The organism is Lactobacillus sp. ESL0677 (assembly GCF_029392875.1).
In the GTDB taxonomy this organism is placed as follows: Bacteria; Bacillota; Bacilli; order Lactobacillales; family Lactobacillaceae; genus Lactobacillus.
Window position 1 is genome coordinate 953,046 of record NZ_CP113946.1, and the last position, 17,067, is coordinate 970,112.

The 17,067-nt window shown below is 39.6% G+C and carries 14 protein-coding genes; 13 read left to right on the top strand and 1 reads right to left on the bottom strand.

The window, feature by feature from the left end:
- Positions 1–36 precede the first annotated feature (36 nt).
- From obgE to OZX76_RS04625, 8 genes are all read left to right on the top strand, one after another.
- Positions 37–1,341 (top strand): GTPase ObgE, encoded by a 1,305-nt coding sequence (gene obgE / locus OZX76_RS04590; protein ID WP_277181350.1) that lies wholly within the window; start codon positions 37–39, stop codon positions 1,339–1,341.
- 28 nt (positions 1,342–1,369) lie between these two features.
- Positions 1,370–3,289, top strand: coding sequence for an acyltransferase family protein (locus tag OZX76_RS04595; RefSeq protein ID WP_277181352.1), 1,920 nt, complete (start codon positions 1,370–1,372; stop codon positions 3,287–3,289).
- A 12-nt stretch (positions 3,290–3,301) separates the two neighbouring features.
- Positions 3,302–4,243 carry a ribonuclease Z gene (gene rnz / locus OZX76_RS04600; RefSeq protein WP_277181354.1) on the top strand — a complete coding sequence of 314 codons (942 nt, stop codon included), beginning with the start codon at positions 3,302–3,304 and terminating at the stop codon, positions 4,241–4,243.
- Positions 4,236–5,030 (top strand): SDR family oxidoreductase, encoded by a 795-nt coding sequence (locus OZX76_RS04605; RefSeq protein ID WP_277181356.1) that lies wholly within the window; start codon positions 4,236–4,238, stop codon positions 5,028–5,030. The genes rnz and OZX76_RS04605 overlap by 8 nt, the downstream gene beginning before the upstream one ends.
- Before the next feature lie 8 nt (positions 5,031–5,038).
- The gene (locus OZX76_RS04610; RefSeq protein ID WP_277181358.1) at positions 5,039–5,263 is read left to right on the top strand and encodes a lipopolysaccharide assembly protein LapA domain-containing protein; all 225 of its coding nucleotides are present in this window, start codon (positions 5,039–5,041) and stop codon (positions 5,261–5,263) included.
- 95 nt (positions 5,264–5,358) lie between these two features.
- Positions 5,359–6,756, top strand: a complete 1,398-nt coding sequence (locus OZX76_RS04615) for an ISLre2 family transposase (RefSeq protein WP_277181360.1) — start codon at positions 5,359–5,361, stop codon at positions 6,754–6,756.
- 190 nt (positions 6,757–6,946) lie between these two features.
- Positions 6,947–7,138 carry a 50S ribosomal protein L32 gene (rpmF, locus tag OZX76_RS04620; RefSeq protein ID WP_277129694.1) on the top strand — a complete coding sequence of 64 codons (192 nt, stop codon included), beginning with the start codon at positions 6,947–6,949 and terminating at the stop codon, positions 7,136–7,138.
- 66 nt (positions 7,139–7,204) lie between these two features.
- Positions 7,205–8,752: a bifunctional UDP-sugar hydrolase/5'-nucleotidase gene (locus OZX76_RS04625; protein ID WP_277181362.1), complete on the top strand. Its 1,548-nt coding sequence runs from the start codon at positions 7,205–7,207 to the stop codon at positions 8,750–8,752.
- A gap of 47 nt (positions 8,753–8,799) precedes the next feature.
- Here OZX76_RS04625 and OZX76_RS04630 read toward each other — a convergent pair whose 3' ends face one another.
- A complete protein-coding gene (locus OZX76_RS04630) occupies positions 8,800–9,006 on the bottom strand; it encodes a YjzD family protein (RefSeq protein WP_277181364.1) in 207 nt (68 codons plus the stop codon).
- Between the two features lie 111 nt (positions 9,007–9,117).
- Here OZX76_RS04630 and OZX76_RS04635 point away from each other — a divergent pair, with 111 nt between their 5' ends.
- The 5 genes from OZX76_RS04635 to xerD all read left to right on the top strand — a co-directional run bounded on the left by OZX76_RS04635 (position 9,118) and on the right by xerD (position 17,065).
- The gene (locus OZX76_RS04635; RefSeq protein WP_277181366.1) at positions 9,118–12,246 is read left to right on the top strand and encodes a DNA polymerase III subunit alpha; all 3,129 of its coding nucleotides are present in this window, start codon (positions 9,118–9,120) and stop codon (positions 12,244–12,246) included.
- Between the two features lie 166 nt (positions 12,247–12,412).
- Positions 12,413–13,372 carry a 6-phosphofructokinase gene (gene pfkA, locus OZX76_RS04640; protein WP_277181369.1) on the top strand — a complete coding sequence of 320 codons (960 nt, stop codon included), beginning with the start codon at positions 12,413–12,415 and terminating at the stop codon, positions 13,370–13,372.
- Positions 13,373–13,403: 31 nt separating this feature from the next.
- Positions 13,404–15,173 (top strand): pyruvate kinase, encoded by a 1,770-nt coding sequence (gene pyk, locus OZX76_RS04645; RefSeq protein WP_277132684.1) that lies wholly within the window; start codon positions 13,404–13,406, stop codon positions 15,171–15,173.
- Between the two features lie 112 nt (positions 15,174–15,285).
- Positions 15,286–16,173, top strand: coding sequence for a S1-like domain-containing RNA-binding protein (locus OZX76_RS04650; protein WP_277181371.1), 888 nt, complete (start codon positions 15,286–15,288; stop codon positions 16,171–16,173).
- Complete coding sequence (gene xerD, locus OZX76_RS04655; RefSeq protein WP_277181374.1) at positions 16,157–17,065, top strand: site-specific tyrosine recombinase XerD; 909 nt, start codon at positions 16,157–16,159, stop codon at positions 17,063–17,065. Before OZX76_RS04650 ends, xerD begins: the two co-directional genes overlap by 17 nt.
- Positions 17,066–17,067 lie beyond the last annotated feature (2 nt).

The following is a 17,067-nucleotide window of genomic DNA, read 5'->3' on the forward strand; positions in this document are numbered from 1 at the left end:
TGTATTAGAGTCTAGAAAGACGGAAGGAGAATTAACATGCCTACATTTGTCGATCAAACTAAGATTGAAGTCCAAGCCGGTAAAGGTGGCGACGGCATGGTTGCTTTCCGCCATGAAAAGTACGTTCCAAATGGCGGTCCAGCCGGTGGTGACGGCGGTCGTGGCGGCAGTATTATTTTTGTTGCGGATAGCGGATTAAGAACCTTGATGGATTTTCGCTATCGGCGGAAATTTAAGGCTGAATCTGGTGAGAATGGGCGTATTAAGTCCCAATATGGCCGTGGTGCAAAGGACCTTTATTTAAAGGTACCCGTTGGCACAACGGTTTATGATTTTGAAACCAATGAAGAAATTGGTGATTTAACTAAAAATAAGCAGGAATTAGTTGTTGCTCACGGCGGTCGCGGCGGTCGTGGTAATATCCACTTTGCCACAAGTGTTAATACTGCACCCGAAATCGCTGAAAACGGTGAACCCGGTGAAGACCGTGTTCTTCGGCTAGAGTTAAAAGTGTTAGCTGATGTTGGTTTAGTTGGTTTCCCATCCGTTGGTAAATCAACTCTATTATCGGTTGTTACTAAGGCTAAGCCGAAAATTGCGGCCTATTCATTTACCACGTTGACGCCTAATTTGGGAATGGTTATCTTACCTGATGGTCGTGACTTCTCAATGGCTGACTTGCCCGGATTAATTGAAGGTGCAAGTCAGGGTGTAGGTTTAGGAATCCAATTTTTACGTCATATTGAGCGCACGAAAGTCATTCTGCACTTAGTTTCAATGGATCCAAATAACGGTCGCGATGCACTTGCTGATTATCAGGCAATTCGTAAAGAGCTGTTAACCTATGATGATAGTCTTCAAGATAAGCAGGAGTTAATTGTTGCTTCGCAAATGGACATTCCGGGTTCAGACGAAAAGCTGGCAGAATTTAAGCAAAACTTGCAAGAAGTAGGAATTAAAGAACCAGTTTATGCAATTTCGAGTGTGGCACACAAAGGTGTTGATGGCTTGATGCAAGATACTGCGACAATGGTTGCTGAAGTGGAAAAAAGACAAGCAGAGCAAGCACCTAAACAAGTTGAAGAAACTAAGGAATACAAGTTTACTGCTCCTAAGAAGAATGAGTTTACAATTGAAAAACTTGAAGACCATGTCTTTGAGATTAAGAGTGAAAGTTTGCTCCGGTTAGTTGAGCGGACCAACATTGATTATCATGATGGGATTATGCGGTTAGCTCGTAAGCTGAAGAATTTAGGCGTTGATGACGCTTTGCGCGAAAAGGGAGCCGTAGACGGCGACGATGTAATAATTGGTACATTCAATTTTGAATTTGTCCAATAGAATCATTAAATAGAAAAAGTTAGACATTATGACAAAAAATCGGTTTATTACAGGATACTCTGGACTTAGAGCATTGGCAGTTATTGGTGTGATTTTATATCACCTGAATCCTAATACTTTCGTCGGTGGTTATCTTGGGGTGCCGATCTTTTTTGTGTTATCGGGATATTTGGTTACTGATCATATGCTTAAGGCATATCACGAGCAAGGTTATTACGATCAACACAAATTTTATTTTGGCCGAATAAAAAAATTGTATCCGCCGTTAATTGCTGTTTTGTGGTTGTCAGCTGCATATATCTTTTTGTTTCAACGTGATTTACTGGTTAAGTTAGCGCAAATTGTAGTCGCTAACTTGCTGAATGTTTATAATTTTTGGCAAATTATAAATGGTCAGAGTTACTTTGAGCGGTTTGCTACCAATGAATCACCGTTCACGCATTTGTGGACAATGTCAATTAACGGCCAGTTTTATCTTTTATGGCCAATTGTGATTTATTTACTAGTTAAATTCGCTAAGAAACGCAAAACAATCTTTTGGATTTTGTTTGGGGTGTCTCTTGCATCAGCGCTAGAAATGGCACTTTTGTATCATAGTGGGGTTGACATTAACCGAATTTATTACGGCACAGATACGCGTTTCTTTTCTTTAGGATTAGGTGCGGCTCTAGCTGTAATTTGGCCAATGGAAAAGTTACGGACCGACGTTACCATTACTGATACTTATATTCTTGATGGTGTTGGACTAGTGGCATTAGTCGGTTTAATTTGGCTATTTTTAAGCCCGCAAATGAATCCAGAGCATAGCTTTACTTATGATGGCGGGATGCTGTTGTTTACTCTTTTAACAGCCATCTTAGTTGGCATTATTGCTCATCCTAGCAGTCACTGGAATAAGTGGCTGACCAATCCGGTATTTAATTGGATTGGCTCGCGAAGCTATGGGATCTATCTTTATCAATTTCCCGTAATGATTTTCTTTGAAGACAAGGTAACAAATGTAGCTGATCATGTTTTTTTGTATCCACTAATTGAAATTGCATTGATTTTGGTCTTAAGCGAGATTTCTTATCGGTTTATTGAACGACCTCTGGGCAAAATCACATGGGTTAAACTCAAGAACTATTGCAGTCAGCTGTTTAAGAAATCAACAACCAATTATTTTGCTAAGTTACAGGCAATTATTGGTTGTTTAGTATTTTTAATTGGCACTGCAGCCATCTTAGTTTCGCCTACGGTCAAAGCCCGCGATTTTAATAAGTCGCAATTAGCTACAAGAATTAGGGCTAACCAAGTTCAACAGAAAAAAGATAATCAAGTTTTAATTACTAAATTGCAAAAAGCTAAGAAAAAAACGCGTCAAAGGACTAAACTAGTTAATGAGGCACGTCGTGCAGCCAAAAGTCATCCAGTTAACCAGTCTTTTGAAAAGTATGGTATTTCGCAGGTAGATTTACAATTAGTGCGAAAAGTGCAACTAACGGCGATCGGGGATTCCGTAATGGCCGGTTCAAGCGACACTCTTAGGCAGCTGATGCCTAAGGCAGTTATTGATGCCGCAGTTTCACGGCAGTTAAATGCGGCCTTTGGCTTAATCAGTCAATATCAGGCGCAAAAGGCGTTAGCTAACAATGTTTTAATTGGATTAGGAACTAACGGGCCATTTCCAATGACTGATTTAGATCAGTTAATGAAGCAAGTAGGTCCAAAGACGCAAGTCTTTTGGATTAACACGCACGTGCCAAGTAAGCCGTGGCAAAATCAGGTTAATCATTTGCTAGAAATGGCAGCTAAAAAATATCACAATTTAATTATTATTGATTGGTATAATTATTCAAAGAAGCATCCTAACTGGTTTTATCAGGACAACACACACCCAACTCCAGTAGGATCAAAGTATTATAGTGCTTTGATTGCCAAAACAATTGCGAAGCACGCAAGATTTTAGAACAGGAAATATATGGAACTACAATTTCTAGGTACAGGGGCAGGACAACCGTCCAAAAAACGTAATGTATCAAGTATTGCACTGAAGATGCTTGATGAAATAAATGAAATATGGTTATTTGATGTTGGGGAAGCAACACAGCACCAAATACTGCGGACAAATATTCGTTTGCGCAAGGTAACTAAGATTTTTATTTCGCATAATCATGGCGACCATATTTTTGGCTTGCCCGGGTTGCTTGCCACGAGATCATTTCAGGGAGATGTTGGTCCCCTAACAATTTATGGTCCAAGTGGCTTGGAACAATTTGTTCGAACAGCATTGCGAGTTTCACGAACTAAGGTTACTTATCCGATTAAGTTTGTTGTTTTAGACCAAGGTGGCCTAATTTATCAGGGACAAGGATTTAAGGTCTATGCCGAAAAATTAGTTCACCGTGTACCTAGTTTTGGTTATCGAGTAGTTGAAGATTCTCATCAAGGTGAACTTTTGATGGATAAGTTAGCGCAATATAATGTACCTAATGGACCATTGCTTGGTAAATTAAAAAATGGTGAACAAATTTTATTAGCCGATGGTACTGTGTTAGATGGTCATGACTTTTTAGGTCCTGACAAACCTGGTAGAATAGTAACAATTATTTATGATACTCGTTCGACACCAACAATTGCCAAATTAGCCAAGAATGCGGATGTTCTAGTTCATGAATCAACGTTTGCTGGTAATGAGGCTGACTTAGCGCATTCATATTATCATTCGACTGCGGTTGAAGCAGCTAAGATTGCGCGCGATAATGGGGTTAAAAGTTTATATTTAAATCACATTTCGGCTAGATATTTAGGTGCTAAAGCTAAAAATTTAGAAAAACAGGCTCGGAAAGTATTTCCGAATACTAATTTAGCCAATGATTTTGATCGAGTAGAGATTCCAATGAAAGGTGAAAACGATGAGTGATTCTTTAAGAAATAAAGTAGTGGTTGTAACTGGTGCTTCCAGCGGCATTGGGCGTTCAATTGCGTTAGAAAGTGCCGGGCGTGGGGCAACAGTGATTTTGATTGCTCGTAGTAAGGATAAACTTGAGCGAATTGCGGCTGAGGCGCGTGAATTATCCGGAGCGGCATCTTATACTTTTCCAACTGACATGAGTGAAAGTGAAGAAATTGACGCTACTTTTAAGGAAATTATTAAGGTAACTAAACACATTGATTATTTGGTTAACTGCGCTGGTTTTGGTAAATTTGAGCAATTTGTTGAAATGAACCGCCGAGAAGTAACTGCGATGTTTCAAGTTAACGTCTTAGGCTTAATGTATTTTACCCGTTTAATTGGACGGGTGATGATGGACCAAAAGAACGGTCAAATTATCAACTTTGGCTCAATTGCCGGCAAGATACCAACAGTTAAGTCTGCCGCATACAGTGCATCAAAGGCTGCTGTTATCCAATTTTCTAATGTTTTACGGTTGGAATTAAAGTCATTTGGTGTCAAGGTCATGACCGTTAATCCGGGACCTGTTTACACTAATTTCTTTAATATTGCCGATAAAAGCGGTAATTACGCTCAAAGTGTTGAAAGATTTATGCTTGATCCTGATGACGTTGCTTGGCAAGTTGTCCATTACTTTGGCAGCAATAAACGCGAGCTTAATTTACCACTTAGCTTGGCTGTCTTAGCTAAGTTATATAATTTGTTCCCAACTATTGGTGATAGTCTATCGTTGAAGTACGCTTCAAGAAAGTAGAGCTTAATATGAAAGATAAAATGCAACAGGCTAAATTAATTTTCAGTTTAGTTTTAATTTTATTAGCTGTGATTTTTGTTGTTCTCAATACTAGCCAAGTAGCAATTAGTTTTGGCTTCTTTGATGTTAAATTGCCATTAATTATTGTGCTGGTCGTTATGATCATTATCGGGGTTCTAATCGGTTGGTTTTGGGGTTCCAACAAGGGCAATCATGATAAGAAAAGCTGTTAGCGTAAAGTATTTGTGGGGAAAATAAAAAATAGAAGAGAACCTTCTGCTAAAATGTAGTTTGAACAAAATTTACATTCAGAAAGGTTTTCTTCTATATGACTAGTTTACTACAAGATTTACAGCTTTTGTTAGATAATTTAACTACTGATACTAATAAGTTGCTGGACTGTCAGCTTACTTTCGATGATGTCTTAGAAACATTCATGCAGGAATTGCGCCATTGGGGTTTAAAGCTAATTGGTTCTTATTTTGAGCAGCTTGATGCTAGTTATAAGCAGTTGCCTAGTCGCAAAAAGCAGTATGAAGTTAAAGCCATGCGTACATGTATTAAGCAGACTTTGTATGGGCAATTAACTTTTAAGCGTACTTATTACCAAGATAAACAAGACCAACATTATTTCTTTTGGCTTGATCAAGCCTTAGCTTTCACCAAGTATAGCCGGATGACCTTAGGCTTTAAGGCGGCTGTTTTAGAAAACGTAGCTAAATATCATTATCAGGAAGCCATTGATCTGCTTAAGTACAGTGAAATCCATTCTAAAACAACGGTCATGAATATTGTTCATCGTGAAGGTCAGCTATTGCCTAATCAACCTGATCAGGTGCAACCACGAAATAAGCAAATTGTTTACTTAGAAGCTGATGAAGATCATGTCGCCTTTCAAGACGGCAGTAATCATTTTATGAAGTTGGTGTACTTACACGAAGGTTATGATGACAGTCAAAAACGCCATCACTTAATTCAGCCCAAATATTTTACTGGTACTTATGCTGGTATGGCCAATGAACAGCTGTGGGACGAGGTGCTATGTTATTTAGAAGCCAATTATCCCCAGGCTAAGCAGTTTTATCTTGCTGGTGATGGTGCGCCTTGGATTAAGGCGGGCGCTAAATATCTACCTAACTGTAAGTTTGTCTTGGATCGCTTTCATTTGTTAAAGTATTGCCGTCAAGCCGCTGTTAATACTAAGGCAGCTGCTGCTTATCGCTTATATCATTGGGCTTTAACCGGTCAGCGGGACAAAGTAGAATTATACTTTGAAACTCGCTTTAGTGATCCCGACTTAACATCAACGCAAATTGCCGCTCTTAACCAAGCTAAAACTTATCTATTAGGTAATTGGCAGGCAATTTTAAATACGCAAGAAGCAGCTTATCAGCGTTGCACCGCTGAAGGCCACATCAGTCATTATTTTTCAGAGCGGCTGAGTTCAAGACCAATGGGCTGGAGTAAGGTAGGAGCTGAAAGTGTAGCCAGAAGCATTATCTTCCAGTTAAATGGCGGCGATATTAGCCAATATTTGCTTAACGAGCAACGAAAAGCTGCTAAAGAGCAAAGAATTAGACAAGTAGACCATCGTTTTAAGGCAAAGAACAGACCGTATTATGAGCATTTTCAAGCAGACTTTGGCGAAACGGCCAAGACACATTATTGGAATCAAGGGATCATTAATGGTGGGCAGATATTTGATTTACCCGAGCAAATAATTTAAAAGCGAAAACTACAAATAGCAGCAGGTAAAGGCTTAAAGTTTATTACCCACAAAAAGTTGACACTAACAGAAAAGCTAATAAATCTTGATTTATTTATCATTCAATAGTATCATTAACACACGTGAGGTAATTTAGGCACTTTTATTAGTGTCCTAAAACTTAAATCTACAATAAAGGAGATCAATTTAAATGGCAGTTCCTAAGAGACATACTTCTAAGCAAAAGAAACGTTCACGTCGTGGCCATATCAAGTTAGCTGTTCCAGCAATGCATTACGATGCAACTACTGGTGAATACCGTTTGAGTCACCGTGTTTCACCTAAAGGTTATTACAAGGGTCGTCAAGTGGTTAACGAAACTAGCGCTAGCGACAACAACTAATTAAAGGACACCGAAATTTTTGGTGTCTTTTTTTTGCCTCAAATTTTTATAGAAAGAAAAAAGATTATGAAATTAGTATTTTTACATTCTAGTGATATTCATGGTTATTTACTAGCGACGGATTATCAGACAAATACGGATTATGATGCTCCTTTTGGTTTAAGTCGAGTTGCTAGTGCCATTAAAGCAGAACAGGCAAAATATGGTGCTGAAAACGTGATTGTGACTGATGCGGGTGATTGCCTGCAGGGAGCACCTTTAGCTTCCTACGTCCATAATGCGGGCACAAAACTGGCGCTTAAGCAATATACAGATGTTTATAATGCTATTGGTTATGACGCACGAGTTTTAGGCAATCATGATTTTAACTATGGTCTAGATTATCTAAGGTACTATGTTGCACAAAATACGGCGCCAATGTTAAATGCTAATATTTTAAATCAAAACACTAATGAGCCAGCATTTGGCCAGGCTTATCGCGTAATCGAAAAGCACGGGGTTAAGGTGGGACTAATTGGAATTACCACCCAGTACATTCCGCATTGGGAACCAGCAGACCATGTTGCTGGGTTAAAATTTACTTCCGCCTTTGCTGAGGTTAAGCATTACGCCCAAATTTTACGTCCCCAAGTTGACGTTTTAGCGGTTATTTATCACGGCGGGTTTGAAGATGATCCCCAAACGGGTAGTGAGATTATGCCGCATAATGGCGAAAATGAAGGCGCTAAAATTTTAGCGCAAATCCCTGAAGTTGATGTCTTTTTAACCGGCCACCAGCACCAAAAAATGCAAATGGTAGTTAATCAGACCGCTATTGTCCAACCAGGTTATCGCGGCGAGGCCGTTGGTAAGGTAGTGCTCAACATTGACGATACAACTAAAAAAATCACGTCAATGACAACTGAGCTGATTACGACCAAGGACTTTGCAGCAGATCAGACAGTTGATAACTTAACCGAAGCGCTGGATCAAAAAACGCAAAGTTGGTTAGATCAACCGATTGCCACACTGAGTGAGCCAGCACCGATTGGTGATGCCACCAAGGCAAGGCTAGAGGGGGCACCGTTTATTAACTTGCTGCAGGCAATGCAGCTATATTTTACTGGGGCTGATATTTCTGCAACTGCGGTAATGAGCGAAACAGCCAAGGGCTTCGGCAAACAAGTGACCATGCGGGATATTTTGCTTAATTATCCGTATTCTAACCAGTTATGTAAGGTGAAATTAACTGGCCGCGCGTTACGCCGTGTGATTGAACACAGTTTGTCATTTTTGACTAAAGATGCTGCGGGTAAAGTTGCATTTTTGCCAGAAAAACGGGCGTTTCTCTTTAACTTTGATGTTTTTTATCCTGTAAAGTATGAAGCAGATATTGCACGCCCAGTTGGTCAGCGCCTGACTAAATTGGAATTAAATGGCCATCCCATTGAGGACGAACACACCTATTACCTGGCCGTTAACAATTATCGTGTAATGGGTGGCGGCTTTTATCCTGAGTACAGCCCAGATAAAATTGAAGAAATTTCTGATAAGGATTACGTACAAATGTTTCAGGAATTTTTAACAAGTGGGCAAGTTAAAGTTGACACACAAGCTAATTATCATTTCTTTTAGACGTAAAAACCGCTAGCCAAAGCAGCTAGCGGTTTTTAAATTCAAAATTATTTAAGCTTGGTAAAATTACTTTTATCTTTACTTGAATGAGCGGTAATTGTTGGTATGATTGCCGCAAACAAAACACCAAAGATTATACCAACAATCACGGCATCTTGTAAATTAAAGACGTTCTGTGTTAACGGTGCAGCGATAAAACCCACGATTAACATGTAGACAACGCTCCAACAGATAGTCACTATATAACGACCCATAGTAGTTCCCTCTTTCATATATAGTAGAATTTTAGCAAAATTTATGTGCTTTTTCAAACTAAAAAATTAGTTTTTGGTATACTGATTTTAGAAGAAAGGTGGAGCTTAAAGATGAAAATCGCCGCATTACAAAATATTAGCTCATTCACATTGCTTGCTAGTCCAATTAAAGTTAAGGACTTACTGCAAGCGGCAAAGGAGCAGGGGTATGAGGCTGTTGCATTAACGGATATTAATTTTACTTACGGATTGGTTAATTTTTATGAATTGGCGCAAAAAGTGGGTATTAAGCCGCTATTGGGGATGCAGCTGCGACTTAATGGCTTAATTGACAGTGCCCACCAATATGACTTAATTGCTCTGGCCAAGTCAGATGCAGGTTACCGTAATCTGTTGCGATTATCAAGTGCAATTAACTTGTTAACTGAGAATGGAACTAATCAAAAGATTTTAACTTTAACTGAATTAACGAAGTACTTAGGTGAATTAGTATTAATTGTTCCGGCTAATGACCGCAGTGAATTGGTTCACTTACAAGAGCAGCAGGAGCAGTTAGGGAATGATTTTGTTCGCCAGCTACTTAAGTTAGTGCCGCAATCGAGTGCGCTTTATTTAGGCGTGTATGCTTCACGCCACCAAGAAAATTATCTTGCTTATGTTCAAGCTCTAGCAAAGCAGTTTTCTCTTTCCACGGTTGCTGTGGAAGATACTCGCTATTTGAAACCAAATGAACAGTTTTTGCGGCGGACACTGCAGGCAATTAAAACAGGAACAGTTTTGCAAGATACCGAGGAAATAGCCAAGCAAAAAGGGTCGCACTTTTTAGCATCAACTCAGGAGTTAAGTGCTCGCTATCATGAAATGGGTTTAGACGATGCACTAGTGAATACTTGGCAAATTGCCCAAGATTGCAACGCTAAAGTGATTTTTCGGACGCCAGTTTTGCCCCAATATAAGCAGCAAAAATTTCCAACTTCGAAGGAATATCTGAATTATTTAGCTCAAAAAGGCTTACAGGCACGGTTTACAAATCTCCCAGTTCCGGCTAACTACCAAAAGCAGCTTGATTATGAGCTAGGTGTCATTGACAATATGGGGTTTAATGATTATTTTTTGATTGTTTGGGATGTAATCAATTATTGTCATCGCGTAGGAATTACCACTGGACCAGGACGTGGTTCCGCTTGTGGCTCTCTAGTATCATATTCTTTAAAAATTACAGAAGTTGATCCAATTCAGTACCATTTGTTGTTCGAACGCTTTTTAAATCCAGCAAGACACGAAATGCCAGATATTGATTTGGATATTCCAGACAATCGGCGTGATGATGTAATTAAGTACATGTTCCAAAAATACGGCATGGATCATGCGGCGCAGATTTTAACCTTTGGCACGCTAGCTGCTAAACAGGTCTTACGTGATACGGGGCGCGTATTTGGCTTAAGTGAGGTTGAATTAACTAAGTGGTCGAATAGTGTTCCCTTTGCCAAGGGTAAGATTACGCTGCAAGATGCTTATAAACAGTCAACGAAGATGCGTCTGTTAGTTGGTGCGAGTGCGAAAAATAAATTACTGTTTCAAACGGCTAGTAGACTAGAAGGCTTGCCACGACATTATTCAATTCATGCGGCCGGACTGGTAATTAGTGATAATTCAATTGCTGGTATCTCTGGTTTACAAACGGGTCAGCTAGGGATCCCAGTTACCCAGCAAACTAAAAAATACGTTGAAGCACTTGGCTTATTAAAGATTGACTTTTTAGGTTTACGTAATTTAACGATTTTGGGCGATACGCTGGACTTGATTGCCCAGCAGGGGGAAAAAATCGACCCTAATCAGATTCCACTAGATGATCCCCAGACAATGACGGCATTTCAGCAAGGAAATACCGACTTGGTTTTCCAATTTGAGTCAGGCGGAATTAGGCAGGTTTTGCGCGAATTACACCCAGATAATTTTGAGGATTTAGTAGCAGTTAACGCTCTTTACCGTCCGGGTCCAATGCAAAATATCCAAACTTTTATCGCTCGGAAAAGGGGTAAGCAGAAAGTTACTTATCCTGATCCAACTTTGAAGACGATTTTAGCACCGACATACGGCATCTTAGTCTATCAAGAGCAAGTAATGCAGACAGCACAAGTGCTAGCCGGTTTTTCATTAGGCGAAGCCGATATTTTGCGGCGGGCAATGTCCAAAAAGAAGCAAGATGTCATTGAACAAGAGCGGGCAAAGTTTATTGCGGGTGCGGTTAAAAAAGGTCATGCTAAAGAAGTCGCTAGCCGAGTTTACAATTATATTGAACAGTTTGCCAATTATGGTTTTAACCGTTCGCATGCAGTGGCCTATACCAAGATTGCCTTTTGGCTGGCGTATTTAAAGGTTCATTATCCAGCTGAGTTTTACGCGGCAATGCTTAATTCGAATAGTGGCAGCCGTTTGAAGTTAAGTGATTACGTGATGCGTGCTCAAGAGGCCGGTACCAAGATTTTGCCGCCCGACATTAACCACAGTACTTTGGATTATCAGGTCATTAATGGCAGGATTTTGGTCAGTTTGAAGGCAGTTAAGGGTGTGCGGCTGGATCTATTAAAAGAAATTATTCAAGTTAGAAGGCAAAAGTCATTTGCTTCACTTGATGACTTCTTGCGGCGAATTGATGTGAAGTTTATTAAGGTAAAAGTCATTCAGGCGTTAATTCAGGCAGGATGTTTTGATCACTTGTATCCTAACCGTAAAAAACTGCTAGCAAATAGTCAGGAAATCATTGAAAACGTTGAACTGACAGGACAGAACATCGCTCTTTCTGAAAGTTTAGGTGGTGTTCCGATGAAGGAAGTTCCCGAAGCCACTAATGTGGAAAAGGCAGAAATGGAAAATGAAGTTCTCGGTTTTTCAACTAAGACTTCACCACTAGTTGCTGCGCAAAAATACGCGGAACAGTTTAATGCTCGCCCACTGCGTGATTTTGCAATTAATGAAACGGGGATAGCTGTTGGCAAACTACTGAATTTAAAATTGATTCGAACCAAAAAGGGTAGCACGATGGCTTTTGCTACTTTTACTGACTCAACTGACAGACAAGAAATTGTTATTTTTCCTAATGTTTATGAAAAAGTGCAGGATAATCTAAAAGTTGGTAATGTTTATCTTTTGGGAATTAGAATTCAAAATGACCGTTATGACTCAAGTAAAAAGCAGTATATTTTAACTAATTTAAAGGCGATTAATTTTAAAGGTTAAATATTTTTTTGCTTAAGTGTTAACAAGTAAGCATTGTTAACGCTAACATCTGAAAAGACCGCTAAATCAGGAAAAATAATCGTTTTTTGTGAGATTTTTTACTAAAAAAATGTTAAAATCTAAATGATGTGAGAAATTACACAATAAATCTTGATGAGGTGAATTCATGAAACGAATTGGTATTTTAACCAGTGGCGGGGATGCTCCAGGAATGAACGCAGCGATTAGGGCTGTTACTAAAACTGCGATTCATCACGGACTTGGCGTCGTTGGTATTCGTTATGGTTTTGCCGGGTTAGTTGCTGGTGATTTTATTCCGCTTACTGCGGAAGATGTTGACCACAAAATAAGTTTAGGTGGCACATTCCTTTATAGTGCTCGCTACCCAGAATTTGCGCAAGAAGAAGTGCAAAAAAAGGGTGTTGAGCAGCTAAAAAAGCATGGCATTGATACTGTTATCGTTATTGGCGGTGACGGTTCATACCATGGTGCATTAGCTTTAACTCGTCTCGGTATTAATTCAATTGGTCTTCCGGGAACAATTGATAACGATATTCCGTATACTGATTATACAATCGGTTTAGATACCGCATGTACAACCGCAATGCAAGCAATCGATAAGATTCGCGATACTGCAAGCAGCCACCATCGTGTGTTCATTGTTAATGTGATGGGCCGCGGCTGTGGTGATATTGCAATGCGTGTTGGTCTTGCTAGTGGTGCCGATGCAATTGTTGTTCCTGAACGCGAATATGATGTTCAAGAAATTGCTGAAACACTGAAACGTGGCTTTGCAGACGGTAAAGATCATGGTATTGTCGTATTAGCTGAGGGTGTGATGGATGCTAATGACTTTAAGACTGAACTCTTAAAGTATGGCGATTTCGATGCCCGCGCTAATATTTTAGGTCATATGCAACGTGGCGGCTCACCGAGCGTTGTTGACCGGATTAACGCCACAAAGATGGGTAATTATGCGGTTAAGTTACTTCTCGATGGTCAAGGCGGTTTAGCTGTCGGCATGGAGAATAACAAGTTAAGTACGCATGACATCCTTGATTTGTTTGATGAAAAACACCACAGTGATGAAACACTGCTAGATATAAATGAAGAAATGACTAAATAATTAGCCGATTTTTTGGGGAGATTTTTACATAATGAAGAAAACTAAAATTGTTAGTACGTTAGGGCCAGCTTCAAATGATATTGAAACAATTACTGCTTTAGCAAAAGCTGGTGCAAATGTATTCCGGTTTAACTTCTCGCACGGTGACCATGCAGAACACTTATCACGGATGAAGATGGTGCGCCAAGTTGAAAAAGAAACTGGTTTAGTTCTGGGAATTGACCTTGATACTAAGGGTGCTGAAATCAGAACTACTGAACAAGAAGGCGGAAAATTTACCATTAATACCGGTGATGTTATTCGCGTTTCAATGGATGACTCTAAGAAGGGTAACAAGGACAAGATTCATGTTACTTATGAAGGCTTGTTCGATGATACTCATGTTGGTGGCCACGTCTTAATCGATGATGGTTTAGTTGACTTATTAATCACAGACAAAGATGATGAAAACCGTGAATTAATCTGTGAAGCACAAAATACGGGTGTTATTGGTTCTAAGAAGGGTGTTAACGCACCTGGTGTTGAAATTCGCCTCCCAGGAATTACTGAAAAAGATACTGATGATATTAAATTTGGTTTGCAACACGGAATTAACTTCATCACTGCTTCCTTTGCTCGTAAAGCACAAGATATTCTTGACATTCGGAAGTTGTGTGAAGATGCTAATTGTGACTACGTTAAGATTTATCCTAAGATTGAATCACAAGAAGGAATCGACAATGCCGATGAGATTTTACAAGTTTCAGACGGTTTAATGGTTGCTCGTGGTGACATGGGTGTTGAAATTCCATTTATCGATGTTCCATTTGTTCAAAAAGACTTAATTAAACGTGCTAATGCACTTGGCAAACCAGTTATTACTGCTACCCAAATGCTTGACTCAATGCAAGAAAATCCACGTCCAACTCGTGCCGAAGTATCTGACGTTGCTAATGCCGTTCTTGACGGTACTGACGCTACCATGCTTTCTGGTGAATCTGCTAATGGTCTTTACCCAGTTAAAGCTGTTAAGGCAATGGCTGAAATTGACGAAAGAACTGAACGTGAATTGTTGAAGCGTAACACTTTAGCTTTACAACGGTTTGAAGAATACAAGGGTTCAAACGTAACTGAAGCAATCGGTGAATCAGTTGTTCGAACTGCTCAAGAATTGGGCGTTAAGACAATTATTACTGCCACTAATTCAGGCTACACTGCCAGAATGATTTCAAAATATCGTCCAAACGCAGATATTTTAGCTTTGACTTTTGATGAAAAAATTCAACACTCATTAGGTATTACTTGGGGTGTCCAACCATTATTGACTGAAAAGCCAAAATCAACTGATGATATGTTCGAAGTTGCTGCTAAAGTTGCTAAAGAGCAAGGTTACGTTAAAGATGGTGACTTGGTAATTATTGTTGCTGGTGTTCCAGTTGGTGATTCAGGTACAACTAACTTGATGAAATTGCAAATTATCGGTAGCAAGTTAGCTCAAGGCTTAGGCGTTGGTAACGGCTCTGTTGTTGGTAAGACAGTTGTTGTTAACAGTGCAGAAGAAGCTAACAGCAAGGTTAAGGAAGGCGACATTCTTGTTTCTAAGACTACTGACCCAGATTACATGCCTGCAATTAAGAAGGCATCTGGTTTAGTAGTTGAAGCATCTGGCTTAACTTCACATGCTGCTGTTGTTGGTTTGTCACTTGGCATCCCTGTTGTAGTTGGTGTCACTGGCGCAACAGAAAAGATTGCTAGTGGTACAACTATTACAGTTGATGCTCGTCGTGGTGCAATTTACCAAGGTGAAATTTCTAACCTGTAATTAACAAGATAATTAAATAAAATAGTCAGCTTAAGTGCTGGCTATTTTATTTTGCAGCATTTTCTTTTATACTTAATAAAGACAGAATTATGTAAAATTAGGAGAAGTGACTATGCTAGGCACGATTGAAACAGGTAAAGTAATTGATCAAAACGAAGACGCATATTATGTGCAAATTGATGGCATTACTTATGAATTAAAGCGTAAGGAAATTACTCAAGAAGAAAAGCCCCAAATTGGTGATGAAGTTCGCGGGTTTTTGTATGATGATAAGCAGCACAATTGTGAAATGACGCAGTTCTTACCATTTGCCCAACAAGATCAGTATGGCTGGGGTAAAGTTACTGAGGTTAAGTATAACTTGGGTGTTTTTATTGATATTGGCTTGCCTGATAAAGATGTAGTGTTATCAGTTGACGACTTACCGTTTGATAAAGACCACTGGCCACGTAAAGATGATCAGTTGTTAGTCCATTTGATAACTGATGAAAAAGATCGTATTTGGGCGAAGTTAGCTGACGAAAATATTTTTGAGCAATTGTCAGCTCATTTTCCTAATGATATGGAAAACAAAAATATTTTTGGTACAGTCTATGCCAGTCGCGACTTGGGCGCCTTTGTAATTACTAAGGAATATTACTTGGGCTTTGTTCATTCCTCACAGATGGCACGGCCATTGCGTTTAGGTGAACAGTTTAAGGGACGCGTTGTTGGCATTAGTCAATATGGCCGGCTTAATTTGAGTAGTTTACCGCGGGCGTTTGAAGAAATTGACGATGACGCGCAGATGGTATTAATGAGTTTACGCAGAATGAATACAAAAACGCTGCCGTTTTACGATAAGTCAGATGCTCAAGAAATTAAGAATTACTTTGGGATCTCTAAATCTGCCTTTAAACGTGCATTAGGTCACTTATTAAAGGGTAAATATATCACTGAAGATAAGGTTAGCGGCACAATCAGCCTAGTCAACGATCCAGACGATGACCAAAATGAGTAAATTGCAGGAACAAGTTGAGGATTATTTGCGTTACAGTCAGGTTGAGCGCGGATTAAGTGCGAACACAATCACAGCTTATCGTCAAGATTTAACCGAGTTTCTTGCGTTTTTAACTAACGAAAATCTGTCAACTTGGCCAACTAAGGCTTTGGATATTGATGCCTTTTTAGCTCAGCAGCGTGATTTAAATAAAGCTACCAGCTCGATTAGTCGGATGATTTCAAGTTTACGAAAATTTTACCAGTGGCTAGCTAGGCAAGATATTCAGAAGTTAAATCCAATGCTTGAGATTGATCCGCCTAAAAAGGAGCAGCGCCTGCCGGTTGCTCTGACGGTTGATGAGGTTGAGCGTTTACTAGCCCAACCTGATGTTCATCAAAAGTTAGGCTTGCGCGACCGAGCACTGCTGGAAACGCTGTATGCCACGGGGATTCGGGTTAGCGAATTGATTAATCTGAAATTTGATGATTTGCATGAAGAATTGAAGTTGCTAAAGGTCTTGGGTAAAGGCTCTAAGGAGCGACTAATTCCGATAAGTCCAGTGGCCATCTCGTGGATTGAAAGTTATCAGACAAAGGTTCGCCAGCCATTGCTATTAAAGGTCGGTAAAGCTAGCGATTATATTTTTCTTAATAATCGCGGTGGTTCATTAACCAGGCAAGCAGTTTGGCAAATAATTAAACGATATTGTCGGATGGCCCAGATAACAAAAGACGTGACACCACATACTTTGCGTCATACTTTTGCAACTCATTTATTGGAAAACGGGGCCGATTTACGTGTTGTGCAGGAAATTTTGGGTCACTCTGATATTAGCACCACCCAGATTTATACCAATTTATCGCAAAAGCATATTCTTCAGGTTTATGCCAAAGCACATCCGCGAACTTAGGT

Coding starts and splice junctions, on each gene's coding strand:
- rpmF (WP_277129694.1), top strand. CDS start 6,947: ATGGCAGTTCCTAAGAGACATACTTCTAAGCAAAAGAAACGTTCACGT.
- OZX76_RS04625 (WP_277181362.1), top strand. CDS start 7,205: ATGAAATTAGTATTTTTACATTCTAGTGATATTCATGGTTATTTACTA.
- xerD (WP_277181374.1), top strand. CDS start 16,157: ATGACCAAAATGAGTAAATTGCAGGAACAAGTTGAGGATTATTTGCGT.
- OZX76_RS04650 (WP_277181371.1), top strand. CDS start 15,286: ATGCTAGGCACGATTGAAACAGGTAAAGTAATTGATCAAAACGAAGAC.
- OZX76_RS04635 (WP_277181366.1), top strand. CDS start 9,118: ATGAAAATCGCCGCATTACAAAATATTAGCTCATTCACATTGCTTGCT.
- OZX76_RS04615 (WP_277181360.1), top strand. CDS start 5,359: ATGACTAGTTTACTACAAGATTTACAGCTTTTGTTAGATAATTTAACT.
- rnz (WP_277181354.1), top strand. CDS start 3,302: ATGGAACTACAATTTCTAGGTACAGGGGCAGGACAACCGTCCAAAAAA.
- OZX76_RS04595 (WP_277181352.1), top strand. CDS start 1,370: ATGACAAAAAATCGGTTTATTACAGGATACTCTGGACTTAGAGCATTG.
- pfkA (WP_277181369.1), top strand. CDS start 12,413: ATGAAACGAATTGGTATTTTAACCAGTGGCGGGGATGCTCCAGGAATG.
- OZX76_RS04605 (WP_277181356.1), top strand. CDS start 4,236: ATGAGTGATTCTTTAAGAAATAAAGTAGTGGTTGTAACTGGTGCTTCC.
- pyk (WP_277132684.1), top strand. CDS start 13,404: ATGAAGAAAACTAAAATTGTTAGTACGTTAGGGCCAGCTTCAAATGAT.
- obgE (WP_277181350.1), top strand. CDS start 37: ATGCCTACATTTGTCGATCAAACTAAGATTGAAGTCCAAGCCGGTAAA.
- OZX76_RS04630 (WP_277181364.1), bottom strand. CDS start 9,006: ATGGGTCGTTATATAGTGACTATCTGTTGGAGCGTTGTCTACATGTTA.
- OZX76_RS04610 (WP_277181358.1), top strand. CDS start 5,039: ATGAAAGATAAAATGCAACAGGCTAAATTAATTTTCAGTTTAGTTTTA.